At 36.9% G+C, this 24,528-nt stretch carries 23 protein-coding genes, 2 pseudogenes and 1 other annotated feature; of the genes and pseudogenes, 14 read left to right on the top strand and 11 right to left on the bottom strand.

All coding sequences use genetic code 11. The annotated features are described in order from the left end of the window. Nucleotides 1–8: 8 nt before the first annotated feature. The 9 genes from ACONDI_RS10955 to ACONDI_RS10915 are packed head-to-tail and all read right to left on the bottom strand — an operon-like array spanning nt 9 to nt 5,464. Entirely contained in the window at nt 9–1,397 is a 1,389-nt protein-coding gene (locus tag ACONDI_RS10955) for a proton-conducting transporter transmembrane domain-containing protein (protein ID WP_241078588.1), read from the bottom strand. Nucleotides 1,398–1,426: 29 nt separating this feature from the next. Then, the gene (gene mbhE / locus ACONDI_RS10950; protein WP_241078587.1) at nt 1,427–1,717 is read right to left on the bottom strand and encodes a hydrogen gas-evolving membrane-bound hydrogenase subunit E; all 291 of its coding nucleotides are present in this window, start codon (nt 1,715–1,717) and stop codon (nt 1,427–1,429) included. Then, the gene (locus ACONDI_RS10945) at nt 1,710–1,958 is read right to left on the bottom strand and encodes a hydrogenase subunit MbhD domain-containing protein (RefSeq protein WP_241078586.1); all 249 of its coding nucleotides are present in this window, start codon (nt 1,956–1,958) and stop codon (nt 1,710–1,712) included. The genes mbhE and ACONDI_RS10945 overlap by 8 nt, the downstream gene beginning before the upstream one ends. Then, nucleotides 1,945–2,328 (bottom strand): monovalent cation/H(+) antiporter subunit G, encoded by a 384-nt coding sequence (mnhG, locus tag ACONDI_RS10940; protein ID WP_241078585.1) that lies wholly within the window; start codon nt 2,326–2,328, stop codon nt 1,945–1,947. The genes ACONDI_RS10945 and mnhG overlap by 14 nt, the downstream gene beginning before the upstream one ends. 58 nt (nt 2,329–2,386) lie before the next feature. Continuing rightward, complete coding sequence (locus ACONDI_RS10935; RefSeq protein WP_241078584.1) at nt 2,387–2,689, bottom strand: monovalent cation/H+ antiporter complex subunit F; 303 nt, start codon at nt 2,687–2,689, stop codon at nt 2,387–2,389. Then, nucleotides 2,686–3,198 carry a Na+/H+ antiporter subunit E gene (locus tag ACONDI_RS10930; RefSeq protein ID WP_241080951.1) on the bottom strand — a complete coding sequence of 171 codons (513 nt, stop codon included), beginning with the start codon at nt 3,196–3,198 and terminating at the stop codon, nt 2,686–2,688. Before ACONDI_RS10930 ends, ACONDI_RS10935 begins: the two co-directional genes overlap by 4 nt. A 20-nt stretch (nt 3,199–3,218) precedes the next feature. Next, nucleotides 3,219–4,733 carry a complex I subunit 5 family protein gene (locus ACONDI_RS10925; RefSeq protein WP_241078583.1) on the bottom strand — a complete coding sequence of 505 codons (1,515 nt, stop codon included), beginning with the start codon at nt 4,731–4,733 and terminating at the stop codon, nt 3,219–3,221. A gap of 1 nt (nt 4,734) precedes the next feature. Beyond that, nucleotides 4,735–5,127 (bottom strand): sodium:proton antiporter, encoded by a 393-nt coding sequence (locus tag ACONDI_RS10920; RefSeq protein ID WP_241078582.1) that lies wholly within the window; start codon nt 5,125–5,127, stop codon nt 4,735–4,737. Between the two features lie 4 nt (nt 5,128–5,131). Next, nucleotides 5,132–5,464, bottom strand: coding sequence for an MnhB domain-containing protein (locus ACONDI_RS10915; RefSeq protein ID WP_241078581.1), 333 nt, complete (start codon nt 5,462–5,464; stop codon nt 5,132–5,134). Nucleotides 5,465–5,816: 352 nt separating this feature from the next. Here ACONDI_RS10915 and ACONDI_RS10910 point away from each other — a divergent pair, with 352 nt between their 5' ends. Next, nucleotides 5,817–6,302: a hypothetical protein gene (locus ACONDI_RS10910; RefSeq protein WP_241078580.1), complete on the top strand. Its 486-nt coding sequence runs from the start codon at nt 5,817–5,819 to the stop codon at nt 6,300–6,302. An 87-nt stretch (nt 6,303–6,389) separates the two neighbouring features. Here the strand turns inward: ACONDI_RS10910 and ACONDI_RS10905 are convergent, their stop codons facing one another. Then, nucleotides 6,390–7,514 (bottom strand): polysaccharide deacetylase family protein, encoded by a 1,125-nt coding sequence (locus ACONDI_RS10905; RefSeq protein WP_241078579.1) that lies wholly within the window; start codon nt 7,512–7,514, stop codon nt 6,390–6,392. A 257-nt stretch (nt 7,515–7,771) separates the two neighbouring features. On the opposite strand from ACONDI_RS10905, the gene ACONDI_RS10900 reads away from it, so the two are divergent. From ACONDI_RS10900 to ACONDI_RS10870, 7 genes and pseudogenes are all read left to right on the top strand, one after another. After that, on the top strand, nt 7,772–8,197 hold the full coding sequence (locus ACONDI_RS10900) for a BlaI/MecI/CopY family transcriptional regulator (RefSeq protein WP_241078578.1): 426 nt from the start codon (nt 7,772–7,774) through the stop codon (nt 8,195–8,197). A gap of 15 nt (nt 8,198–8,212) precedes the next feature. Next, nucleotides 8,213–9,199: a M56 family metallopeptidase gene (locus ACONDI_RS10895; protein WP_241078577.1), complete on the top strand. Its 987-nt coding sequence runs from the start codon at nt 8,213–8,215 to the stop codon at nt 9,197–9,199. 53 nt (nt 9,200–9,252) lie between these two features. Next, nucleotides 9,253–9,792, top strand: coding sequence for a Fe-S-containing protein (locus ACONDI_RS10890; RefSeq protein ID WP_241078576.1), 540 nt, complete (start codon nt 9,253–9,255; stop codon nt 9,790–9,792). Between the two features lie 149 nt (nt 9,793–9,941). Next, nucleotides 9,942–11,126 carry an ABC transporter permease gene (locus ACONDI_RS10885; RefSeq protein WP_241078575.1) on the top strand — a complete coding sequence of 395 codons (1,185 nt, stop codon included), beginning with the start codon at nt 9,942–9,944 and terminating at the stop codon, nt 11,124–11,126. Nucleotides 11,127–11,392: 266 nt separating this feature from the next. Next, the gene (locus ACONDI_RS10880; protein WP_241078574.1) at nt 11,393–12,103 is read left to right on the top strand and encodes an ABC transporter ATP-binding protein; all 711 of its coding nucleotides are present in this window, start codon (nt 11,393–11,395) and stop codon (nt 12,101–12,103) included. Between the two features lie 202 nt (nt 12,104–12,305). Continuing rightward, nucleotides 12,306–13,750: pseudogene (gene proS, locus ACONDI_RS15855) on the top strand (proline--tRNA ligase). Nucleotides 13,751–13,879: 129 nt separating this feature from the next. After that, a complete protein-coding gene (locus ACONDI_RS10870) occupies nt 13,880–14,485 on the top strand; it encodes a 5-formyltetrahydrofolate cyclo-ligase (RefSeq protein WP_241078573.1) in 606 nt (201 codons plus the stop codon). Between the two features lie 62 nt (nt 14,486–14,547). Here the strand turns inward: ACONDI_RS10870 and ACONDI_RS10865 are convergent, their stop codons facing one another. Beyond that, on the bottom strand, nt 14,548–14,706 hold the full coding sequence (locus tag ACONDI_RS10865) for a hypothetical protein (RefSeq protein ID WP_241078572.1): 159 nt from the start codon (nt 14,704–14,706) through the stop codon (nt 14,548–14,550). Nucleotides 14,707–14,788: 82 nt separating this feature from the next. Here ACONDI_RS10865 and ACONDI_RS10860 point away from each other — a divergent pair, with 82 nt between their 5' ends. The 6 genes and pseudogenes from ACONDI_RS10860 to carB all read left to right on the top strand — a co-directional run bounded on the left by ACONDI_RS10860 (nt 14,789) and on the right by carB (nt 24,384). Next, the gene (locus ACONDI_RS10860) at nt 14,789–16,075 is read left to right on the top strand and encodes a DUF401 family protein (RefSeq protein ID WP_241078571.1); all 1,287 of its coding nucleotides are present in this window, start codon (nt 14,789–14,791) and stop codon (nt 16,073–16,075) included. A 256-nt stretch (nt 16,076–16,331) separates the two neighbouring features. Then, nucleotides 16,332–16,604 (top strand) — a binding site (T-box leader). A 115-nt stretch (nt 16,605–16,719) separates the two neighbouring features. Beyond that, a complete protein-coding gene (gene argC / locus ACONDI_RS10855; protein ID WP_241078570.1) occupies nt 16,720–17,757 on the top strand; it encodes an N-acetyl-gamma-glutamyl-phosphate reductase in 1,038 nt (345 codons plus the stop codon). Nucleotides 17,758–17,779: 22 nt separating this feature from the next. Continuing rightward, nucleotides 17,780–18,969, top strand: a pseudogene (gene argJ / locus ACONDI_RS10850) (bifunctional glutamate N-acetyltransferase/amino-acid acetyltransferase ArgJ). A gap of 27 nt (nt 18,970–18,996) precedes the next feature. Then, entirely contained in the window at nt 18,997–19,902 is a 906-nt protein-coding gene (gene argB / locus ACONDI_RS10840) for an acetylglutamate kinase (RefSeq protein WP_241078567.1), read from the top strand. 12 nt (nt 19,903–19,914) lie between these two features. Then, nucleotides 19,915–21,126 carry an aspartate aminotransferase family protein gene (locus ACONDI_RS10835; RefSeq protein ID WP_241078566.1) on the top strand — a complete coding sequence of 404 codons (1,212 nt, stop codon included), beginning with the start codon at nt 19,915–19,917 and terminating at the stop codon, nt 21,124–21,126. 36 nt (nt 21,127–21,162) lie between these two features. After that, entirely contained in the window at nt 21,163–24,384 is a 3,222-nt protein-coding gene (gene carB / locus ACONDI_RS10830; protein ID WP_420848143.1) for a carbamoyl-phosphate synthase (glutamine-hydrolyzing) large subunit, read from the top strand. Nucleotides 24,385–24,528: the final 144 nt, after the last annotated feature.

Here is a 24,528-nt window from a genome sequence, read left to right as displayed (position 1 = left end):
TTCCCCCCTTAAGAAGAGATGAAATAAGATGCTACAGTTTGGACTAGTGGCACACTAAAGTCTAAGTATATGCCAAAAAACAGGCAGGCAAGAGCTAGAACTAACGTTGGTCCAAGCATTGCAGCTGGAGCTTCAAGGTTTTTGCTTTTTTCAAATACCCCTTCTTTGAAAAAAGCTTGTGATATAATTGGGAAGAAGTAGCAAGCATTTAGGAAACTGCTAAGCATTAATACCCCAAAGAAAACAGGTGCACCAATATTTAAACTTCCCTCTACGAGATACCACTTCGATATAAAACCATTAAGTGGTAGTATTCCTATCATACCAATACTTGCAAGAGTAAAAGCTGTCATGGTTAATGGGAGTTGTTTTCCTACTCCTTTTAGTTCACTGATTTTTTTCTTGCCTGTCATTTTTATTATTATCCCTGCACAAAAAAACAGGGTGATCTTAAGTAACGCATGGTTAAATATATGAATCACCCCACCTGAGAAGCCGGCAAAATTAACCATCCCAGCACCGAGGGTGATATATCCAAGCTGACTTATTGTTGAGTAGGCAAGGCGTCTTTTTAGAACATCCTGCTTCATCGCAATAATTGATGCAATTATTATCGTAAATGAAGCTATTATCGAAAGAATGATACCTACATTCAAATACTGCAACAGATCGACATTGTAAATTGAATACATGACCCTAAGTATTCCAAAAATACCTGCCTTAACAACTGCTACAGCGTGAAGTAGCGCACTTACCGGAGTCGGTGCTGCCATTGCAAGAGGCAGCCATGAATGTAGTGGTATGATTGCGGCTTTGACACCAAACCCTATAATAAAAATAAAAAAAGTTGCGATTAATTGGAAATCAGAACCACTGCCTGCAGCCAGTATTCCCTGGTGGTGAAAATCAAGGGTACCTGTCATTGAATAGACTAAGAACATCCCCAAGAGCACAAAACCTGCCCCTGCAAAACTATATATTAGATAAATGACACCTGCTCTTTCAGCTTCTTTTGATTTGTCAAAGGTAACAAGGGGATAGGTAGTAAGAGTTAAAAGTTCATAAAATAGATAAAAAGTAAAAAGGTTAGCTGAAAAAGATATCCCCAAAGTTACTGCCAGAGAAAGAAGAAAGAATGTAAAAAAAGTAGATTGTCTTTCTTTCTTGGCAAGATAACCTGTTGCATACAAACTAGTAAAAAACCAAAGCACTGAAGCCAGAGAGGCAAAAAATCCTCCTAAAGGATCAATTTTTAAAGATATAGATAGATCTTTAGTAATCTCGATTAATGTGAACTGAAGAAATTCTTCACTAGTATAAACACTATTAACCAAAATAAGGACCAAAATAGCTGTTATAGCCGTAATTAAACTGGGTAAGATTTTTTTGAAGTTCATTATCTCCCATCCCTTCATTCGCTTTCTGGTTAATTGGTGGTAAACTTTAGTGTAGCTAAAATAGCAATTATAGCAGAGTAAAGTACTATTATTTCTATCAAGGTATCATAAGCTCTGTAATCAACGAGAATATTAGCAACCATATTGTCCCCTCCGACTCCTTCTACAGTTCTTTCTACATAGTGTTGTCTAACATGGTTATTGGTTGGGTTGCCCGGATCTCCATAAGTGGGAAGCTCCGCTATTGCCATTGTAAATATAAAAAGGTTAGTTCCAAGGACCAATATTAATGCAATTATAAAAAGTTTTCTTCTAGTCATCAGTCTCACCCTCCACTTTGGTTGCAACTGCAACCATAAGAACTGTCATTGCTATACCTACAGCGGCTTCTGTGATGGCGATATCAGGAGAATTAAACTGCTGCCACACTAGAGCCATGCCAAGTGAGTATGCGCCAAATAAAATGATGCAGGAAATTAAATTTTTTATAAATATTAGTGAGATACTTGCCACTATTAAGAATGATAAAAGGACAACTACCAAAATATCAGGCATCAACATTATCACTTCCTTCTTTAACCGTATCAACTACACAGCTTCTATCAGACGAATAGCAGTTCATTATGAAGCTGCCGGGTGTTAGGGGTGTATCACGCATATATTCTATTTTGGCAATTAGGTGAGCTATTACAGGGTTTATTGACCAGATAAAACCTATGATAAATATTAATTTTGTGATCTGGGCAAAGTAGCCTATGGTCAAAATCACCGCAAAAAGTACAAGACCAGACCCAAGAGTGTCACACTTTGAAGTTGCATGCATCCTTGTAAAGATATCAGGCAGACGAATAAGCCCCAGTGAACCTACGAATAAAAAGAAAGCCCCGGCCCAAATTAAAAGTGAAACAAAAATTTCAAAAAGCAAGTTCATAATAAATGTCCTCCTTCATATAAAAGCCAAATTCATAAAGACTTATAAAGACCAAATCTCAACTTCCCCGATCGTATACCAAAAATTTAAGAACACTTAAAGTACCTATAAAGGCACATAGCACATAAACTGTTGCTGCATCAATAAAAGTATAATTTTGGGTTAAGAATGCCAGGATCACAAGGATTACAATTACATTATTAGTAAGTACATTTACCCCCAAAATTCTATCGCTTCGTTTGGGTCCGATCAGTATTCTGTAGAGTGCCATAAAAGATGTAATAATAATGACAAGTGTTGCACCTCTAAATGAGAACTCTATTAAACTTAATCCTGAAAAGTCGAACAGTGACTGTATCATTTTGGCTCACCTTCTTCAATATTCTTCATTAAATTTTCCATATACCAATCAGATACACCGTATGCATTTTCTTTTGTAAGAGCATGGATGATTAATTTATCTCCATCTGAATCTACTGTAAGGGTACCTGGTGTTAAGGTTATTGAATTACTGTAAAATACTTTAGATAAATCATTTTGAAGGATAGACTTTACTACAACGATGCCAGGTTCTATAGGCATTTTTGGACTTAGAACTATTTTTGCAACGTTTATATTAGCCTTGACAATGTTTAGTATTAGGCTAAAAATATAAAAAGCAAATAAGAAAATTTGTTTGAAACCAAATTTTGTTTTTTTCTTGGATTTAAATAGATTTTTTCTCCAGATATAGGTTAAACTAGCTGAAAATAAAATACCAAGAAAAACATTATAAAAATCAAAATACGGTGCAAGCATAAACCAAAAGCCTAAAAGAAGTATTGTAATTGTTAAAAAACCAAAAAAGTCTTTGATCTTATAGTTCTCCATCAAAAAATTCTCCCCCTTGCTCAATAAAATAGAAATCCATCAAGATTATTGACTGCATCGGTTATAATTGCCAAAGGATATTTAGGGAATAACCCAATAAATATGCTAAAAATAGCTAAAACAACTGTACTTATTAACATAGGTAGTGGTATTTTATCTATTTTCCAGCCAGAATCTGGAGCATCTTTGGCAGGTGGATCAAAAAAGCCCTGCCATACAATCGGGAAAAAGTAAAGAGCATTTAGAAGTCCACTGATAACAATTAGAATTACAAAAATATAGTTATCTGCTTCAATACTACCTACAGCCAAATACCACTTTGTAATAAAACCAGAAAATAATGGGAGACCGATCATAGATAACGAAGCAATGGTAAAGGCTGTGAAAGTTATTGGCATTTTAAACCCAAGCCCTGATAAATTTCTCACATCTGTCTCTTCAGTCTGGTAATAAATTGAGCCTGCTGTCATAAACAGACATGCTTTAACAACACCGTGATGTAGAATATGAAGAAAAGATGCAGTAAGAGCAGAAACTGTTCCAAGGGATATCCCAAGGAAAATGTAACCTATTTGGGCCACGCTAGAGTAAGCAAGGCGTCTTTTAAGATCATGCTGTACATAAGCAAAAAATGATCCCCCTATCATAGCAATAGAAGCGAGTATTAGTATGGCTATCTTGATGTGGGCGAAGTCAAATAATGGTGCCTGCATCAAAACGTTATATACTTTTATAAGACCAATAATGTATGCCTTAACCACAAGACCTGATAGTGCTGCACTTGACGCTGTAGGTGCTTTTGAGTGAGCATCAGGAAGCCATACATGAAATGGCATCAAAGCCGCCTTAATACCAAAACCTATGAAGTAGAATGTTATTATTGTCCACATCAGAAATGGAAAATCATAGCTAAAAATAGCCAATGAATAATGAACGTGATCTAAGTTTAGATGACCTGTAATGGCATAAGTAAGGCCTATGCCAAAAAGCAAAAATCCAGAACCAATTGCAGTTAATAGAAGATACTTTAAAGTTGCCTCTGTTGAGGCGCGGTCGTTTTTTATGATAACAAGAGCACAGGCGCTAATCCCTACAACTTCAACAAAAACATAAAGGTTAAAAAGATCATTAGTCATTATAATTCCAAACATTGCAGACAACAGCAGAAGGTACAAAGTATAATACCAACCGATAGCTTTTTCACGGACCTCTTTTTTGATAGAAGGCACACTATAGAGTAAGATGGCAAGGGAAATACCACTCATCACAGCCATCATATAAATGGTTAAAGAATCCAAAACAACTTCGATACCAATACTAGAATAATAGTCCAAAACAACGTATTTTACTTTTTCCCCTTCGGAGATCATAAAAGCAAAAATTAATGAAACAATAAAGGAAAAACCGGCAACAAGGGCGGCTATATAACCGGCCAAATGTCCCAAGTATCTACCCAAAAGAGGCATTAAAAGTGCAAATATTAATATAACTAACACAATTACTGGTGGATTATAAAACATAAACTCGATCATCATATCACCACTTCTTTCTGCTTCTTATTTCAAAAATTTCGTGACTATCAATGGTACCGTAATACTTATAAATTTTGGCGACTATTACTAATGCAAAAGCTGTTATACTCAAACTTACAACTATCCCGGTCAGAACCAGCGCTGAAGGGAGGGGATTAATGTACAACTGCTGTGCTGCTGCTTCTTCTGTTAAGTAGGGTGATATTACTGGTGGACTGTGTCCTTTGATGTTTCCAAGGGCTATGAAAAATAAGAACACAGAAGTTTCCATGATGTTTATTCCTATTATTTTTTTTATCAGGTTTGATTCAGCCAGGATGATAAAACAGCCAACGCTAAACAAAATTATTGATGCAAAATACGGGTAATTATAGATTAGATCGTTAATAACCTCCAATGAATCAGACCTCCCTTACGATGGTAAAGTAAATACCAACAATTACTAGAGCTACTTTAAAACCTATCCCTATCTCAAAACCGTCACCAAAAAAGTATAAAGATAAAAGTGTGGCTATTACTATAAGACCGCTTACTGTTCCAAGGTCTGGAAGATTGATATTATCAGGATCCGGGGAAAAAGCAATAAAGTAAAGCAAAAAGCCCATGCCAATAATAATACCTCCGGCAAAGCCGCCTCCGGGGGAATCATGACCATGAAAAGTTAAGTAAAGTCCATATAACTGTATAAATGGTATGATGTAACTTGCTACTGTAGTAAGAATAAAATCTTTCATATCACCAGACTCCTTAAGGGTATATAGTTATACTATTCACAAAAAGGCGAAAAATTCTAAAACGAAGCACAATTTATTCTGACTCAATAAAATTAAAATGCATTTTTAAATTAAAAGTTCTATGATGAACTTGAAAATCCTTCTTACCTTGTAACATTTTAATAAATTAAATAATATTCAAAATATTTTATCAATTTACAAAAAGGAAATTAACTATTATTATGTTAGACATAATACAAATAGATTCGAAAAGCGCAACTTTTCTTATAGAATATGCTTTAAGCTTATGAATTGTAATTTGTATAGCTAGAAAATAAAAATAGTCCAAGAATAAAAAGGGAGAGTAATATTAGTGAAAAAAATACTCAAAATGGGTTTTGTAATTGTTCTTACTAGTATTTTTGCTATGGCATTATTTTTAGGTTGTGGTGAAGAAAAATTTTATGACGGATTTGAAGTGTGGAATATAGAGGATTTGTCGGAAAATGAACAGGGCGAGAGAGTTATTAGTGATAAAGCTTATGAGTTAGATGGTGAAACAGTTGTTTTTGATGGTTGGATGTCGCCTATTTCACCTTTTCGGGAGAATCATTTTTATCTAATTAATACCCCTAGTGAAAGTTGTCCGTTTTGTGAGGGAGAAGAAGTCGACTATATGGATGTGATGATTGTGCTTTTACCTCAGGGGGAGTATCTTCGCTTCACTTTTGAGCCTTTAAGGATAAAAGGAGTGCTTGAAGTAAACGAGGAAACAAAAAGTATAGATGATCACGGCGAAAGTCATTTTTCAATTTCGGTAAGTAGTATGGATCACATTGAAAAGATTGAGCAAGAATAATAATAGCGGGAAATGCTTAGAAGGGTGGGCGAAAGGCGAGGACAGTACCAAATCCTGCGTAGAGACCCTCCCTTCGCCCAAGCTTTTTTAATACGTTATAACTTCGTACTCTTCTATTATATCTTCATTTAACTTGTCTTCATTATCTTCTGGTATAGCTATTGTATCAGTTCTTCCATCACTAATATATCTTCTCTCTGGACTTTCTTCGTAAGTATCTAGCCATCTGTCCATTTCCTGATCAACACCATCATTTGCTTTTACCCTTTCAAGGTCTAATGGGTCAAAATCTTCGTGAAAAGGAGATACTTCCGGGAAGTAAGCTACATTTAATACTGCTTTATGTTCATAAGTTGCCCCGTCATATTCTCCAGAAAAAACATACTCTTTAAGCTCTTCGCTAGGCCACTGTCCATAAGCAAGGGCGAGACTATCAAACTTGTAGCCATCAAAAGCTTCCTTTACTTTCTTTTGCATTTTACCTAGCTCTTCTTGAACTTCTTCAGAAGTATCTAGATGATCAAGGCGTGCATGTGCATAACCGTGATTACCCACGCTAAACCCATGGTCTGTCAAGACTTCTAGCTTTTCTCCCAAATTATCTCTATCACCAAAAGGCTCCGGGTAAGAATTAATATAAAAATTACCTGCTACTGTAAAATCATCGTATTCTTCACTAAGTTCTAAAATAATGCCGGCAGCGCTATCAGGGTCTACAATTTTTTCCCCATTTTCTTCTATTACATCGAACTGGCCAGTATGCCCATCGTCAAAAGTAAGTACAACAGGGGTAGTGCCTGCAGGTATATCAATCTCACCGTTAACAACGTCCATTAGATCAACTAACCTATAATCTTTTTCGTAAAGTCTTTCCATATCATCTCTAAAGTCTTCTCTTGTAGTTTTCCAATCCCCTAGTTCATCTCCAACATCGTGATACATAAGGATCATTATTTCTCCAAGCTCATTTGGCTGTACTTTTTCATAGTCTATTTCTTCAATTTCCTCTTCTTTTTCTTTTTCATGTTCTTTATCTTGTTCTTTTTCATCAGTTTCTTTTTCTTCTTGTTCTTTAGATTCTTTTTGTTCTTTTTCATCTGTTTTTTCGTCTTCTACTGCAGGTTCATCACCACAACCTGACAGAATTAACGGTGTTACAAACAAAGTTAGAACTAGAGTGATAAGTAGCATAGATGATAAATTTTTCCTCACAATTTTCCCTCCGATTCTTGGTTTTTAGATAGTGCTATTACCTAATTTAGATTCGTTATTTAGATTCGTTTTTTTATGATAAATTCCTTCTACTGTAAAAAGTCTATTCACAAAAAGTTTTATTATTTGACTGCATACAAAAAGCGAGCATTTGATTTGTGCGCTTTTTAGTACAGATGGATTCTACGATTGACAGTAGTAAACCAAAGATATATACTTAAATTAAAATATAATATGAAAGAGGGAGGCCAGCCATCATGGAAAAGGGAATTTCTGTAGGGGATTTTAGGCCCCACGAAAAGGGATTGAGAAAAATTTTGGGAGACTTAGAAGCAGAGATATTAGAAAAAGTATGGGAAAAAGAACCGGTGACTGTTAGGACAATTTATGAAGATATATCTGTTAACAAAAAGATTGCCTATACTACTGTGATGACAGTTATGACAAGACTTGCCAAAAAAGGCTTGTTAAAGCAGCAAAAAGAGGGTAATGCTTATATTTATACATCTATATGGAAGAAAGATGAACTTCTTAGTTATGTAGTTGGTAAAGTTATGGATGGATTGTTTGAGGATTTTGAAGATGTAGCCGTTAGTAAGTTTATTGAAAAATATAAAGATGAAGACGAACATAAACTAAAAAAACTAGAAGAAAAACTTTTAGATAGAGAGAAACAAGATTAAAAAAGGATGGATAACGTGGAAGAGATTATTTTAATTTACCAAAACCATTCACTTATGCCTTATGTAATATTGAGTTCAGCCATTTTGTTTTTGATGGTTGCTTTATGGTCAAAAGCTTTCAAACCTTCTTCTTTAGTTTTAAGAAGGTTATATCTATTGGTAATTATTTTACCAATAATATCGTATCCTGTTTTTTATTTTAGTTTCTTTCGTACTTGTGGTTATGTAAATCCAGATAACTCAGTTGGATTTCCTTTTATTTTTCCTTTTCACTTTGTATGTAAGCTGGGTGGGTTTATCTCTACCTGGATTGTACCCTTGTCGCTTATTATATTTATTATGACTTTATTCTTGAGTTTCAAAGCCTATAAAAAAAGAATTAATTTTATAAAAAAAGCTAGAAAAGTTTCATTAAGTTTAAATAATGATGATAAAATCCATAGTATTTTAGATGATTTAGCCTTTGAGATGAACCTGAAAAACAGGCCTGATGTTTATATAATTTTCACAGAAGAAACTATATCTTTTACTAGTGGAGTTTTTAAACCAGAAATTTATATTTCAGAAAGTTTATTAGGACTTTTGGATGAAAAGGAGCTAAAAGGGGTAATTGCTCACGAACTTTCTCATATTAAGTTAAAAGATACTACATGGGACGTAGTAATGACAGTAGTTAGTTATATGCTGTTTTTCAGTCCTTTTTCTCTTTTGGCAAAAAAAATGTACATGAAAGAACGTGAAGAAGCCTGTGATGTACTGGCTTCATTATATACAAAAGAACCTTTGTCTTTGGGGCGTGGGCTTTTGAAAGTGAAAAAATCACAAAGTCAAAATCCAAACCCTGTAGTTGCAGGTTTTAGTTGGACAAAAGGTGGCACTGCAAGAAGAGTAGAAAACCTGCTATGGTTTGATGATAACGGTTTTGAATCCTTAAAATTAGATAAAATTAAAGAGGTTGCTTTTGTTATGAGTGCTTTGATGTTTCTTTTTTATCTGTGTTAGTGGATTTATGTTGGAGCTTAACCTTAGAGTTAAGATGATATGGAGGTAAGAAGATGAAAGAAGGTTTTAAAGAAACTAAAACGAACCTTTTTTTGCTAGGCTTAATTGTTTTGATATTATTTCTTGTGTTTGGGGCGAGGGCATGGTTTGGCATGGTTTTTTTTGAGGACTCTGAAGGAGATAAGCCCTTGTTATCTTCTCGTAGCTATGATGGAGAAAGAATATACATGAAAGAAGTTGAAACTGATACTACTGAAAAGTATATTAGTTTGCCAGTCAAAAAAGTTGATCATAATGGCCTTGTGTCTTTTGAGGTGCCTGAAGTGTCCTCTGAGGATGTTAGGTTAATGTCTTATGTTGCTCCATCAGGTAGAATATTTGTTAGTGAGAGTAAGTGTAAGTTATGCGAGTCTACTGAATATTATATAGAAAATGATACCCTTGTGTGTGATGGTTGTTACAGCGTGTATGACTTGGAACATAGAAACAAATTGGATGCATCGGTGGCTGAAGAAGAGGGTTATTTGCCTAACAAACTAGATTTTATCTTTGAGGATGGGCAGATAAAAATTGAGTTGGAACAATTAGAATAGTTTGCCAGCAAAAGTTTTAGACCTTATCTCTACTGCTTTTTTATCAAGATGTATTGCAATTAAAAACAAAACATTGTTCATATGACTTTTTGCTCCAAATTTACCTTTAGAACACAAACACCAGATAAAGATAAGGGGTAATGCATAAAATGAGCCTTGTTCAAATAGCGCTTAATAATTTGAAAAGAAGAAAGCTTAAAATATTTTTTATAGTTTTTAGTCTTGTAATAGCTGTGGCGACTGTTACAAGTCTTTATGTGATTAATACTTCTATGCAAAGGCAAGTAGGGGAACAGATGGATGAGTTTGGGGCAAACCTTGTCGTTGCGCCAAAATCTGAGGGCCTTAGTTTGACTTATGGTGGGGTGCCCCTTCCGGGGGTTACTTATCATGTAGAAGAAATCAACGAAGATGCAGTAGAAAGGATAGAAAGCATCCATCACGCGGATAGTTTAAATATTATCTCGCCAAAAGTAATCGGATCTACTACAATTAGTGGGGAAGATGGCCTTATTGTAGGACTTGACTTTGCCAAAGAGCTTAGGCTTAAGCCCTGGTGGGACTTTGAAGATAGCAGTAAACCAAAGATAGATTTCGTATATGATGGAATGGAGGAAGATCAAACAATAATAGGTAAAAGGGTTGCTGAATCATTTGGAAAAGGAATTGGTGATGAAATAGAGGTAGATGGTGAAAGCTTTGAGATAGCTGGTGTTTTGGAGGGAATGGGTGCAGAAGAAGATGGTATAGTCTTTATCTCCCTTGATAGGGCACAGTCTATTTTGGATAGAGAGGGCGAGTATTCACTTATAGAAGTAAGTGCCTACTGTACAGAATGTCCAATTACAACTATAGAAGAGGAGATCTCGGAAGAGCTCCCGGAAGCTGAGGTTATGGCTTTAAGGGAAGAAGCTGTTGCTAGGGATGAAACTATACAGGGCTTTTCAAACTTTTCTTTAGCGGTTTCAACAGTTGTGGTGTTAATTGGGATTTTGATAGTTGTTACGACTATGATGTCATCAGTTAACGAAAGAGTGCGGGAGATAGGAGTATTTAGGGCTATTGGCTATAGAAAGAGCCATGTTATGAAGATATTCTTATTAGAGGCTGTGATTCTTAGTGGGGCAGGTGGAATTATTGGTTATCTTGCAGGATATGTTACTGCCCTGATGATTGGGCCGTCTTTGGGAGAACTTAATATACAGCTTGGATTTGAACCGTTATTGCTGCTGTTTTCAATTATATTATCTGTAACAATGGGCGTTATTGGAACTCTATATCCTGCTTACAAGGCTTCAAACCTTAATCCTACTGAGGCACTTAGATTGTTGTAAAACTTGATTCTGGTGCAAAAAGTCTATTCACAAATATATAGTGTTTTTAATTGATACATCTAAAATTCGACAGCAGTTGAAATAAGGCTTCCTAATTCAAGAACTCATCCTGAGTCAGGTTAGCTAATGACATCCTGTCATTAGACCTTATTTCTCCTGTTTTCTCATTAAGATGTATTGCAATTATAAACAAAAATTGGTTCATATGACTTTTTGCACCGGAATCAAAATTTAGATTTTAATTATCGTAATTGGAGGAAATTAATATGGAAATTGTTAAGATAGAAAATCTGTCAAAAATCTATAATACTGGCGAAGAAAATGACGATAATAAAGAGGTTAGAGCCCTTGATGGTATAAATATGTCCATTGAAAAAGGTGAATTCGTTGCAGTGGTTGGTCCTTCTGGTTCTGGAAAGACGACACTCTTGTCGATCCTAGGGGGCTTGAATAATCCTACTAAGGGCGAGTTAATAATCGATGATATGGATGTTTATTCTCTTTCATCAGAAGATCTTGCAGATTTTAGAAGAAAGTATGTAGGCTTTGTTTTCCAGGATTATCAGCTTGTGCCGTATTTGACAGCTGTAGAGAATGTTCTTTTGCCCCTTGCTGTGGTAAACATGCCAAAAAAAGAAAAGATAGACAAAGCCTTAAAAGTCCTTGAAGATATGGGACTTGATGATAAGGCTAATAGACTTCCAAGTCAATTATCCGGTGGAGAAAAAGAAAGAGTAGCAATTGCACGTGCCCTTGTTAATAAACCTTTATTTATATTAGCTGATGAACCAACAGGGAGTCTTGATTCTGCTACAGGAAAAGAAATAATGGAGATATTTAACCGTTTGAATGATGAAGGCTTAACTATAATAATGGTTACTCATGACACTTCTAATTGTGATTATGCCAAGAGGGTAATATCACTAATGGATGGCAAGGTGGAGAAAGAAGAAAGCAAAGAAAAAAGCCCTGTCTAAGAAAACACCGTCTAAATTGTTTTGACAGCTTGTGTATGCTATAATAAAAACGTCCTTTTGCCTTAAAGGTAAGAGGACGTTTTTCATACGTATATATACATATGATACATTGATACTGATGCTTAACTGCATGAAATAAAAGATAGGTTAGCCAAAATAATGATTAGTTTTCTAGAATCTACAAATGTTAGGAGGATTTTAAATGGCAAAAAAAGATGAAGACTTTGTAAAAGAGATAACTCCACAGGAAGAAGATTACTCCCAGTGGTATTTGGATGTTATAAGAAAAACAGATATGGTAGATTATGCACCGGTTAGAGGTTGTATGATAATCAAACCCTACGGGTTCGGTGTTTGGGAAAATATGAAAGCTGCTTTAGATAAAAGAATCAAGGATACAGGTCATGAGAACGCATACTTTCCTTTATTTATACCGGAAAGCCTTTTGCAAAAAGAAGCAGATCACGTAGAAGGGTTTGCCCCTGAGGTTGCCTGGATTACTAAAGGTGGAGATGAAGAGTTAGCCGAGAGGCTTGCAGTTCGTCCAACATCTGAAGCTATTATTGGTGAGATGTATTCTAAGTGGATTCAGTCCTGGAGGGACTTACCTGTACTTATTAATCAGTGGGCAAATGTTGTTAGATGGGAAAAATCTACTAAACCTTTTCTTAGGACTGCAGAGTTTTTGTGGCAGGAAGGTCACACAGCACATAGAACAAAAGAAGAGGCCCAGGAAGAAACGCTGAAAATGTTAGAGGTGTATAAGGAGTTTGCCAGAAATGAGCTCGCTATGCCTGTGATATCTGGTCAGAAGTCCGAAAAAGAAAAATTTGCAGGTGCTGAGAAAACATATACCATTGAAGCTTTGATGCTTGATGGAAGGGCTCTTCAGGCTGGTACCAGCCATAACTTTGGCCAGCACTTTTCAAAAGTTTTTGACATAACTTTTCTTGATCAAGATGATGAGAGAAAATATGTTAATCAGACTTCATGGGGAGTGTCAACCCGCCTTCTAGGTGGTCTAATTATGGTTCACGGTGACAACAGAGGGCTGAAACTGCCTCCAAGGGTAGCTCCTGTTCAGCTTGTAATGATACCTATTATGCCAAAAGGCAAAAAGAGAACGTTAAAGTAGAAATTGGGAGGCTTTATGATGAGCTAAAAGACAACTTTAGAATCAAACTTGATGATAGAGAAGAGTACACCCCTGGCTGGAAATTTAACCAGTGGGAGATGAAAGGTGTACCGTTAAGGCTTGAAATGGGTCCAAAAGATCTTGAGAAAGACCAGGTTGTTCTTGTGAGAAGAGATAACGGGGAGAAAAACTTTGTGCCAAGAGAAGGCCTTGTAGAAAGGATTAAAGAAGAGCTTGATAAAATCCAAGAAGACATGTATCAAAATGCTTTAGAATATATGAATGAGAATACTAGACAGGCATCTAACATAGATGAATTATTAGAGATTATGGAGAACCATAAAGGTCTTGTAAGGGCATCCTGGTGTGGGGACGGTTCTTGTGAAGATGAGATAAAAGACAAAACAAAGGCTACAATCCGCTGTATTCCATTTGATAGCGAAGAAAAGGGAAGCTGTCTATGCTGTGGGGAGAAGCCGGCTAGGGAGGTTATTTTTGCGCAAGCCTATTAATTTTTATGTCATGCCAACGCCTCACTAGAATTTGCTAAAAGCGTGCAAATTAAAAGTTCGCTTATGGCATGACATAAAAATTTGCGTGAGAACATAGTAAGCTCACTTTAGTGACAGGGGGTTAACGTTATGGGGGAAGGTAGTATGGAAGATAAGATGAAAGAAGAAAAAAAGAGACTTAGGAAAGAGATGATTGACAAAAGGAAAGAAATACCAATAGAAGAAGTGGATAGAAAGAGTGAATCTATAAAAGAAAAATTTATTTCTTTTTCGAGTTATCAAAAGGCAAATAGTATTATGGCTTATCTGCCATTTCAGAATGAAGTAGATACAATGCCGATAATAAAAGATGCTATAAAAAAAGGCAAAAAAGTCACCGTGCCAAAGACTTATCCTAAGACAAAAACTATGGTTCCTGCTTTGATAGTGGACTTAGAAAATGATTTTGCATACGGTAATTATGGGGTCTTAGAGCCTAAAGAAGACAGACTTTTTCCTTTAGAGCCTACAGAGATTGATCTTGTGGTTGTGCCTGGAGTAGCTTTTGATGAGGACGGATATAGACTTGGTTATGGCGGAGGTTATTATGACCGGTTTATATCAAAGCTGAGAGAGGATACGATTCTTGCTGCTGTCTCTTTTGAAGAACAGATCGTGACAAAAGTTCCCCTTGACAAATGGGATAAAAGGTTACATTTGATATTTACAGAAGATAGAGTGATTGATGTAAGGTAAAATATTAAGAAAATAAAAGAAGATTCTGGTGCAAAAAGTCTATTCACATAAGTAAAGTGTTTTTAATTGATGCATCTAAAACTCGTCAGCGGTAGAAATAAGGTTTCCAAATCAATGAACTCATCCTGAGTTCGATTAGCTAATGACATCCTGTCATTAGACCTTATTTCTCCCACTTCCTCGTCAAGATGTATTATAATTAAAAACAAAACTTTGCTCATATGACTTTTTGCACCAGAATCAAAAGAATAATTTTATAATAAATTGTGGTAAGCAATAGTAATAGATTATGGGGGAGAAATTATGACTGAAGTAATAGGAATACTAGGGGTTTTTCTATCAATAGTACTGATTATGTACCTTACTAGAAAGCAGGTACCAATGGGAATAAGCATGGTTATTGCCAGTTTGATGGTAGGGATCTCTACTGGAATGTCTTTTGGCAAGATTGGTGAAGTCTTTTTTCAGAGCTTGACATCTCCTGAAACTATAAACTTGGTTTTAGTAGTTTTTTTTATTGGTGTGTTGGGGGAGCTTTTAAAGAGGACGGGTAGTCTTGATGAAATGCTTAGCAGTCTAAATATATTGATAAAAGATAACAGGCTTTTGGCTTCTATACTCCCATCTCTTATAGGAATGCTTCCTGTTCCGGGTGGAGCTATTTTATCTGCTCCTATGGTTGAAGAAGTAGGAAATAAGCTTAACTTATCCCCTTCTAGGATGAGTGGAGTTAATATGTTTTTCAGGCATATTTGGTTTTTGATTTTCCCACTTTTTCCAGCAGTTATATTGGCTTTAGAAATGTCAGGGGTATCTTTAGGTATTTTTCTACTGCTAAACTTGCCTGCTACTATTATTACTTTGGTGACAAGTTTTTTCTGGTTGTTTAGAGGGGTATCAGTTTACAAAGATGAATCAGATGTGGCTAATAACAATTCTACTAAAAATAAAAATACTGGATCAATTGATTTTAAAAATATAGTTAGTTTTGTACAGAGTATATCCCCTCTGTTTACTGCTGTTTTTTTAGCAATTGTATTTGATGTATATATCCCTGCAGCAATCTTTGTGGGGGTAGTAATTGCTTTCCTTAATTATATTACTATTTCCTCACAGGGCTTGAGTGAAGAGATTAAAACCAGGTTTTCATATTTAAAATATGCTGTGAAATGGAATATGATATTTGCCGTAGTAGGGATAATGCTTTATCAGGGTTTTATTGAAAGTTCTGGTATCGTAGATGTGATGTCAACGTATCTTATAGAGATGGGTATTCCCCTTGGGGTATTAGTCTTTATAGTGCCCTTTTTGGCTGGCTTTTTTACGGGCCATAATCTCGCGGCTTTTGGAATATCCTATCCTATCTTTGGTTCGATGCTGCCTGATGGTGGAGCGTTTTATGGTTTATTTGGCATGTTGTACGTTACTAGCCTTGCGGGATACTTTATTTCGCCAATTCACCTTTGCCTGGTCCTGACTAGAGAACACTTCGAGGCAAACTTTAAGAAGATAATATACGAACTCTCAGTACCTACAATCATAATGCTGCTAGTTACTGTGATAAATGCTATTATATGGAGTCTTTATTAATTTTACAAATTCTAGTGAGAGTTGGTACCCCTATGAAAGATTATTAGTTTGCATACTATAAGGGAGCTTACCTTGAACTTACGCGAGATGATAACATTTATTTGTCTATCATACCATAAACGAACTTTTAATTTGTACGATTTTTACAAATTCTAGTGAGAGTTGGTATGATAGACAAATAAAAATTGAATATTACACTTGACATATCAAACTCAGAGGTGTATTATTCTTAATAAACTTAAATATAGAATCGATGAAAAAAGCTTTGAAGGAGAGAGTACATTCTTCTCTATGGTCAAAGCGAGGCAGGGATGGTGAGAGCCTGCTACCACGGAAGAATGGAAGCGCACTCTGGAGCTTTAAGGCCGAAACCGGTGTGGTTAGTTAATTTTTTAATTGACCTCAACTGAGAGTAGGTCTTAACGGTTAGGACGCCGTTAACGTCTGTAGTGCTTTTGTTAAGGGGGGCCGAATTATATCCGGTCAACCAGGGTGGCACCGCGGAAGATGATAATATTCCGTCCCTGTATGTTTTTATATGGGGGCGGATTTTTAATTTTATTAGAAGATTTTAGGTTTAGATTCTTGTCAGAAAGACTTTAAACTATAGTTATTAGACTTTGGTTACAGGAGGGATATACAAAATGAAAGTTGGAGTGTTAGGTGCAACAGGTTACGGTGGGATAGAGCTTTGTAGGATTTTGTCAGCACATGATAAAGTAGATTTATGTTATATTGCTTCAGAAAGCAATAAAGGAAATAAATTATCAGATGTAATGCCACATTTTAATGAACCAGAAAAAGACCTTATCCTTAAAGGAGTTCACCCGGAAAAAGAAGATGCTAAAGAACTTGATCTTGTATTTGCAGCACTTCCTCATAAAGTCTCGATGGATGTAGTGCCTGAGTGGCTGAAAGAAGATGTGAAAGTAATTGACCTATCCGGTGACTATCGATTAAAAGATATCCAGGTGTATCAGAAATGGTACGGGATTACACATAAATATGAAGAAATTCTTAAGGATGCTGTGTATGGCCTTTGTGAGATAAATAAGGAGAGTATCAAAAAGGCGAGTCTGGTTGCAAACCCGGGTTGTTTCCCTACAGGGGTAATTTTGCCGCTGTATCCTTTGTTAGAAAAAGGACTTATAGATAAGGAAAATATAATTGCAGATTGTAAAACGGGAGTATCTGGTGGGGGCAAAGAGCCAAAACAAATTTTTCACTACCCGGAGCGAAATAATAATTTCCAGGCTTATAATGTTGCTTCTCACAGGCACGGCCCAGAGATGGAACAGGCTCTATCTGAAGCGGCAGGTGAAAATTTATCTTTATTATTTAGCCCTCATCTTGTACCTATGGACAGGGGGATATTCTCTACAATATACGTTAGTTTGAAGGATAAGCTTTCGAAGGAAGATGTCAGTAACTGCCTTGAAGAATTTTATAAGGATAGCCCTTTTGCTATGCTATTAGAAGGTTATCCCCAGGTTAAGTGGATTTATGGTACCAATTCATTTGGGATTTCCTTTGTAATGGATGAAAATACAAATACTCTTATAATGATGTCGGTGATAGATAATTTAATAAAAGGGGCAAGCGGGCAGGCCGTTCAGAATATGAATATAATGTATGGATTTGAAGAAGATGAAGGCCTTATGAAAACTGCCCTTTGGCCCTGATTTTTACGGAGGTGTGAGAAAGATGGGAATAACTAGTCCAAAAGGATATTTAGCTGAAGGAATACACTGTGGAGTTAGAAAAAGTAAATCAAAGTTAGATCTTGCTATGGTCAAATCAGAACATCCCACTACAGCAGCAGGAACTTATACAAAAAATAAATTTGTGGCACCTCCTGTAGTGGTAACAAAAGATCATATAGATAACGCAAATCCCAGAGCCATTGTGGTAAACAGCGGCCTAGCAAATGCATGTACCGGAGAGCAGGGTATGAAAGATGCAGAGGAGATGGCAGAGTGCACAGCCAAAGCTTTGGGAATAAAAAAAGAAGAGGTGATAGTCGGCTCAACTGGCTTAATTGGTGAGTATCTTCCCATGGAAAAGCTAAAAGAAGGGATTGAAAACGTCGCACCTATACTATCAAAAGATGGAAACAAAAATGCAGCGCTAGCTATAATGACAACCGATACAAAACCAAAGGAAGCTTCAGTTACTACAGAAATAGACGGTAAAGAAATTACAATTGGCGGAATGGCTAAGGGAAGTGGAATGATATATCCTAATATGGCTACAATGTTTGGTTTTGTTACAACAGATGTTGCTATTTCAAAGCCACTTTTAAACAAAGCACTATTTTATAGTGTTGATCGGTCATATAACCTGATGACTGTGGATGGTGATACCAGCACTAATGACATGGTAATAGCTCTTGCAAATGGAGCGGGTGAGAATAAGACTATAGATCAAGAAGATGAGAACTACTTCAAATTCAGAGATGCTCTTACAGAGCTGAATAAAAAACTTTCAATGATGATAGTCTCTGATGGCGAAGGTACAACTAAAGTTATAAAACTGTACGTAAAACAGGCAAAGACCTTTGAAGATGCCAAAAGATCGCCATGACAGTCTTAAATTCAAACCTTGTTAAAACTGCCTTTTTTGGCGAAGATGCTAACTGGGGTAGGATTATAATGGCTGTTGGCAACTCAGGAGTTGAGATAGTGCCAGAAAAGGTCTCGGTTTATCTTGGGGATATTCAGGTTGTAAAAAACGGACAGGGCTTATCTTTTGATGAAGAAAGAGCAAGTGAAATACTAAAACCTTTTGAAGTATCAGTGACAGTAGAACTTGGCCTTGGAGATGAAGAAGCTGTGGCCTATGGATCTGATCTAAGCTATGAGTATGTCAAGATCAATGGAATGTATAGAAGTTAAAATTAAAAACTTAATGGGGGGATAAAAGTGAGAGAAGATAAAAGTGTTAAAAGTGTAATAGAAAAAGCTGATGTTTTAATAGAGGCTTTACCCTACATCAAGACTTTTAGCAATAAGACTTTTGTAATTAAATTTGGTGGCAGTATTTTGGATGATGAAGAACTTAAAAGGTCTATACTCCTGGATATTATCCTTCTAAAATATATAGGAGTATCGCCTGTTGTGATTCATGGTGGTGGAAGAGAAATAACCAAGCTGATGGAAAAGGTTAATAAAGAGCCTGAATTTGTAAATGGACTCAGGGTCACTGATGAAGAAACTATGGAGCTTACTGAGATGGCACTTGGCAAAATAAATCAAGATATTGTAGGAATGTTTAATAATTTGGGAGGTAAAGCTGCTGGTTTTACCGGTAAGGATGGAGACCTATTGGTGGCAGAAAAACGTCCCCCGACAAGGCCTGCTGTTGAAAGTGAAGGTAATAAAGAGATAGACCTTGGAGCAGTTGGTGATATCAAAAAGGTAAATCCTGAGATCATAAAACATATGGCAGATCAGGATTTTATACCTGTAATCTCCCCTGTAGCTGTAGATATGGACGGCAAATCACTTAATATAAATGCAGATCATACTGCCGGGGAGCTTGCAGGAGCTCTTGGAGCGGAGAAGTTAATTCTTTTGACGGATGTGCCCGGTATTAAGTATTCTGAAGAAGATGATGATGAAGTTATATCTACTCTTAGTATATCTATGGCTAGAGAGATGATAACTGAAGGTAAGATTAAAGAAGGAATGATTCCGAAAGTTGAGGCGTGTATTAAGGCATTAGAGCACAGGGTGAAAAGAACACACATTGTTGATGGAAATTTGAAACATTCCCTGCTGCTTGAGATATTTACAGACAGAGGTATAGGAACTATGGTTAGTGCTTAGGAGGGATAGATTATGTTTAAGGATTATGACAAAATCAAAGAGCTTGAAAGTAGCTATATAATAAATACTTACGGAAGAAACCCTGAGAAAACCCCTTTGTTTGTAGAAGGTAAGGGTTGTATTTTGCATGACGAGGAAGGAAATGAGTACTTGGATCTGTTGTCTGGACTTGGTGTTAACAACCTAGGACACTCTCATCCAGGAGTGGTTGAAGCTGCAACCAAACAGATGAATAAACTTCTTCATACCAGTAACCTGTACTATACAGTGCCCCAGGTGGAACTTTCTAAACTACTTATAGAAAATTCATTTGCAGACAAAGTATTTTTTGCAAATAGTGGCGCGGAATCAAATGAGGCTGCTATCAAACTTGCAAGAAAATATTCTGAGTTAAAATATGGTGAAAATAGAAAGAAAATAATTACTGTGAAAAAATCCTTTCACGGAAGAACTCTGGCAACTTTGACAGCTACAGGACAGGAAAAAGTCAGAAAAGGCTTTGGCCCGCTGCCAGAAGGATTTAGCTATGTGCCTCTAAATGATATAGATGCGCTTAAAAAGGAAGTAGATGACAAAACCTGTGCTGTTATGATTGAACCTATCCTTGGTGAGGGAGGGGTACACCCCTGCGAAAAAGATTATCTAGAGCAGGCAAAAGAGCTCTGTAAGGAAAAGGATATACTTCTCATCTATGATGAAATACAGACGGGGATGGGCAGGACTGCAAAACTTTTTGCCCATGAACATTATGGGGTAACACCCGATGTTATGACCCTTGCAAAGGCTCTTGGTGGAGGGCTCCCCATAGGTGCTATGCTTTGTACTGACGAAGTGGCGAAGTCATTTTCGCCGGGAGATCATGCAAGCACCTTTGGCGGCAACCCGGTGGCAGCAGAGGCTGGAGTGGCAGTGGTTAATACTCTATTAGAGGACGGTTTTTTAGAAAACGTTCAGGAAAAAAGCAGTTACTTTGTAAAAGAACTTGAAGAGCTAGCTCTCAATTATTCTTCTGTTCAAGGTGTAAGACATAAAGGGATGATGATTGCCCTGCAGGTGGATGGTTGTGCCGGGGAGATTCTTGGCGAATGCCTATCAAAGAGGTTGCTTATAAATGCGATAGGTGATAGTACTATAAGGCTTTTGCCACCTCTAGTAATTGAGAAGAACCAGATAGATATTGCACTTGGAATACTTGAAAATGTGATCGCTGATATAGAATCTTGATATTATTGGTATCACTGCCTAAAGGAGGAGATGGGCTTGCCCTTAAATGATATAGATAAAATACTGCTTGTCGGTTCCGGTCCTATTGTTATTGGTCAGGCGGCGGAATTTGACTATGCAGGGACCCAGGCACTAAAAGCTATAAAAGAAGAAGGGATTGAAGTAGTACTTGTAAATAGTAATCCTGCTACTATAATGACGGATTTGGAGCTGTGTGACAAAGTATATTTTGAACCTCTAACTCCAGACTTTGTTGAATGGGTGATAGAAAAAGAGCGTCCCGATGGGTTTGTTCCAGGACTTGGAGGCCAGACGGCTTTAAACCTTGCTTTTCAACTTTCCAAAAATGGTGTTCTTGAAAAGTATGGAGTTAAGCTCTTAGGCACCTCTCTAATTTCCATCGAAAAAGCCGAAGATAGAGAAGAGTTTAAATCAGCAATGAATGAGCTAAATGAACCTGTACCCGACAGTACTGTGGTTAAGACTGCAGGGGAAGCAGTCGACTTTGCAGATAAAATAGGTTATCCCGTTATAGTGCGTCCTGCTTATACCCTTGGTGGAAGCGGTGGTGGAAATGCCAGGAATGAAGAAGAACTGATTGATATTGTTAAGCGGGGCCTTAATTTGAGCATAATTGGCGAAGTACTTATAGAAAAAAGCGTTAAAGGGTGGAAAGAGATAGAGTTTGAAGTGATGCGGGATAGAAAAGGAAATGCCATAGCTATCTGTGACATGGAAAATTTTGATCCTATAGGGATTCATACGGGGGATAGTATAGTAGTTGCACCTAATCAAACTTTAACCGATAAAGAATATAAAATTTTGAAGGATAGTGCCCTTAGAATTATCTCCGGGTTAGAGATTGAAGGCGGCTGTAATGTTCAATTTGCCCTAGATAAAGAAGGGTCAGGTTCATATTATGTTATCGAGGTTAATCCAAGGGTTAGCAGGTCAAGTGCCCTTGCATCTAAGGCGACAGGTTATCCAATAGCCAAAGTTTCTACTAAGATTGCTCTGGGGTACGGATTAGATGAGCTAGATGAGGATCCTGATGATGAATCATCTTATTTTTCGGAGCCTTCTTTAGATTATGTCGTTGTAAAAATACCCAGGTGGCCTTTTGATAAGTTTGAAGATGCGGGAAGGATACTTGGTACTCAGATGAAGGCTACAGGAGAGGTCATGTCTTTGGATAGAACCCTTGAAGGAGCCTTCCTAAAAGCCCTTCGCTCTCTTGAAATAGATAATATAGGATTTTATTTGCCAGAAATTGAGCATTTTATAGACTTGCAGGCTATAGAACTTGTTAAACTAGGTGATGACAGAAGATTATTTGGCCTGGCAAAAGCCCTTGAATTAGGTGTCGCGCCTGAGAAATTAGAAGAGCTTACTGAAATAAATATGTTTTTCCTGGAAACCATAAATAATGTGGTGAAAACACAAAAGAAACTTAGGGAAACAACCCTGGAGAATGTTTCAGAGGAACTGCTTTCTAAAGCTAAAAAGTACGGAATGTCAGATGATGAGATTGCTATTGTTGTAAACTCCACTTCTGATGAAGTTAGAAATAAAAGAAAAGAATTTGACATTTATCCTTCATATAGAAAAGTAACTATTTATGGAGGAGATTACGGCAAGGATTCGCCTTATTTTTACAGCACTTATGAAGGCGAAAATCAGGTTGAAAGTGATGATGACGAAAAAGTCATCGTTTTTGGCTCTGGTCCCATAAGAATTGGTCAGGGGATTGAGTTTGATTATGCAAGTGTTCACTGTGTATGGTCTCTACAAAAAGCAGGCAAAAAGGTGATAATTGTTAATAATAACCCTGAGACCGTTAGTACGGACTTTGACTGTGGAGATAAGCTTTACTTTGAGCCCTTAGGTCCTGAAGATGCTTTTGATATTATTGACAAGGAAAATCCTGAGGGTTGTGTGGTTCAGTTTGGTGGTCAGACTGCCATAAATCTTACAAGACCGCTGCACAAAAAAGGTATTAATATTCTTGGAACATCACCAGAAAGCATTGATAAGGCTGAAGATAGGGAGAAGTGTTACAGCCTTCTACGCTCACTGAATATACCTCAGGCAGAGGGAACAACCGTCACAAGTAAAGAAAATGCTCTAGGAGCATCAAAGAAGATAGGTTTTCCCCTTCTTGTAAGGCCTTCTTATGTTATCGGCGGCAGAGCCATGGAGATTGTTAGAGATGAGCAGGAATTGTTTGATTACCTGTCGCTTTCTACTAAAGTTTCCGATGATTATCCTCTGTTAATGGATAGTTATCTTCCTGGAAAGGAAGTAGAAATAGATGCTATAAGTGACGGGGAAGATGTGTTAATTCCTGGGATTATGGAGCATGTTGAGGAGGCCGGGGTACACTCGGGTGATAGTATGGCAGTTTATCCCCCCGAGAGCCTGTCTGATAAGGCAAAACACGAAATTGAAGATTACACCAGGAAAATTGCCCGTGCCTTGAATATAAAAGGAATCTTTAACATTCAATATATATACTATAATGATAGGGTTTATGTGTTAGAGATTAATCCAAGAGCAAGCAGGACCGTACCCGTTATAGCAAAGGTAACCGGGATACCTGCTGTTGATCTTGCAGCTAGATGTATGCTAGGAGAAAAGATTAGTGAGCTTGGATACGGCACAGGTGTCTATCCAGAGATGAATTTTACGGCTGTCAAGGCGCCGGTATTTTCTTTTGAGAAGCTTCACAAAGTAGATACTTCCCTTGGGCCGGAGATGAAGTCCACAGGGGAGGTTCTTGGAATAGGCGAAGATTTTGCTCTTGCTTTATACAAGACCCTTCTTGCTTCTGGTAATGAATTTTTCGAAAAAGGAAATGTATTGTTCTCCGTTGCAGATGAACATAAAGAGGAGGTTATTCCTCTTGCTGAAGAATTCTCAAAACTTGGATTCAAGCTGTATGCTACACAAGGAACCTATGATGCTATTAAGGATAAAGGTATCAACAATGTAGAAGTTGTTACTAAAGTTGGCGAAGGTCTCCCGAATGTAATGAACTTACTAAAAGATGGGGAAATAGACCTTGTGATAAACACTCCTACAGGTAGCAAAAGCCCTGATTCTGCAGGATTTAAACTTAGAAGACTAAGCTCTGAGCTGAAGATAACTACTCTTACTTCACCTGATACTGCAGCTGCTTATTTAAAAGCATTGAAATATTTGGTCGAGTCTGGTGGAAAGATAAATGTTAAGAGTTTAGGGGAGTATTTAGAGGATTGATTTTACTGCAAAAAGTCTATTCACATAAACAAGTGTTTTTAATTGATACATCTAAGCTTCGAGTGCAGTCGAAATAAGGTTTCCTAATTAAATAACTCATCCTGAGTTTAATTAGCTAATGACATCCTGTCATTAGGCCTTATT

The organism is Natranaerofaba carboxydovora, assembly GCF_022539405.1.
Taxonomy (GTDB): domain Bacteria; phylum Bacillota; class Natranaerobiia; order Natranaerobiales; family Natranaerofabaceae; genus Natranaerofaba; species Natranaerofaba carboxydovora.
The sequence above is the reverse complement of the archived record's forward strand: the minus strand, read 5'-3'. Positions and strand labels throughout refer to the sequence as shown.

Coding starts and splice junctions, on each gene's coding strand:
- ACONDI_RS10870 (WP_241078573.1), top strand. CDS start 13,880: ATGGGGGAAGGTAGTATGGAAGATAAGATGAAAGAAGAAAAAAAGAGA.
- ACONDI_RS10900 (WP_241078578.1), top strand. CDS start 7,772: ATGGAAAAGGGAATTTCTGTAGGGGATTTTAGGCCCCACGAAAAGGGA.
- ACONDI_RS10880 (WP_241078574.1), top strand. CDS start 11,393: ATGGAAATTGTTAAGATAGAAAATCTGTCAAAAATCTATAATACTGGC.
- ACONDI_RS10945 (WP_241078586.1), bottom strand. CDS start 1,958: ATGTTGATGCCTGATATTTTGGTAGTTGTCCTTTTATCATTCTTAATA.
- ACONDI_RS10930 (WP_241080951.1), bottom strand. CDS start 3,198: ATGGAGAACTATAAGATCAAAGACTTTTTTGGTTTTTTAACAATTACA.
- ACONDI_RS10915 (WP_241078581.1), bottom strand. CDS start 5,464: ATGAAAGATTTTATTCTTACTACAGTAGCAAGTTACATCATACCATTT.
- ACONDI_RS10860 (WP_241078571.1), top strand. CDS start 14,789: ATGACTGAAGTAATAGGAATACTAGGGGTTTTTCTATCAATAGTACTG.
- mnhG (WP_241078585.1), bottom strand. CDS start 2,328: ATGAACTTGCTTTTTGAAATTTTTGTTTCACTTTTAATTTGGGCCGGG.
- ACONDI_RS10835 (WP_241078566.1), top strand. CDS start 19,915: ATGTTTAAGGATTATGACAAAATCAAAGAGCTTGAAAGTAGCTATATA.
- ACONDI_RS10890 (WP_241078576.1), top strand. CDS start 9,253: ATGAAAGAAGGTTTTAAAGAAACTAAAACGAACCTTTTTTTGCTAGGC.
- ACONDI_RS10935 (WP_241078584.1), bottom strand. CDS start 2,689: ATGATACAGTCACTGTTCGACTTTTCAGGATTAAGTTTAATAGAGTTC.
- ACONDI_RS10865 (WP_241078572.1), bottom strand. CDS start 14,706: ATGAGCAAAGTTTTGTTTTTAATTATAATACATCTTGACGAGGAAGTG.
- argC (WP_241078570.1), top strand. CDS start 16,720: ATGAAAGTTGGAGTGTTAGGTGCAACAGGTTACGGTGGGATAGAGCTT.
- ACONDI_RS10885 (WP_241078575.1), top strand. CDS start 9,942: ATGAGCCTTGTTCAAATAGCGCTTAATAATTTGAAAAGAAGAAAGCTT.
- ACONDI_RS10925 (WP_241078583.1), bottom strand. CDS start 4,733: ATGATGATCGAGTTTATGTTTTATAATCCACCAGTAATTGTGTTAGTT.
- mbhE (WP_241078587.1), bottom strand. CDS start 1,717: ATGACTAGAAGAAAACTTTTTATAATTGCATTAATATTGGTCCTTGGA.
- ACONDI_RS10955 (WP_241078588.1), bottom strand. CDS start 1,397: ATGAACTTCAAAAAAATCTTACCCAGTTTAATTACGGCTATAACAGCT.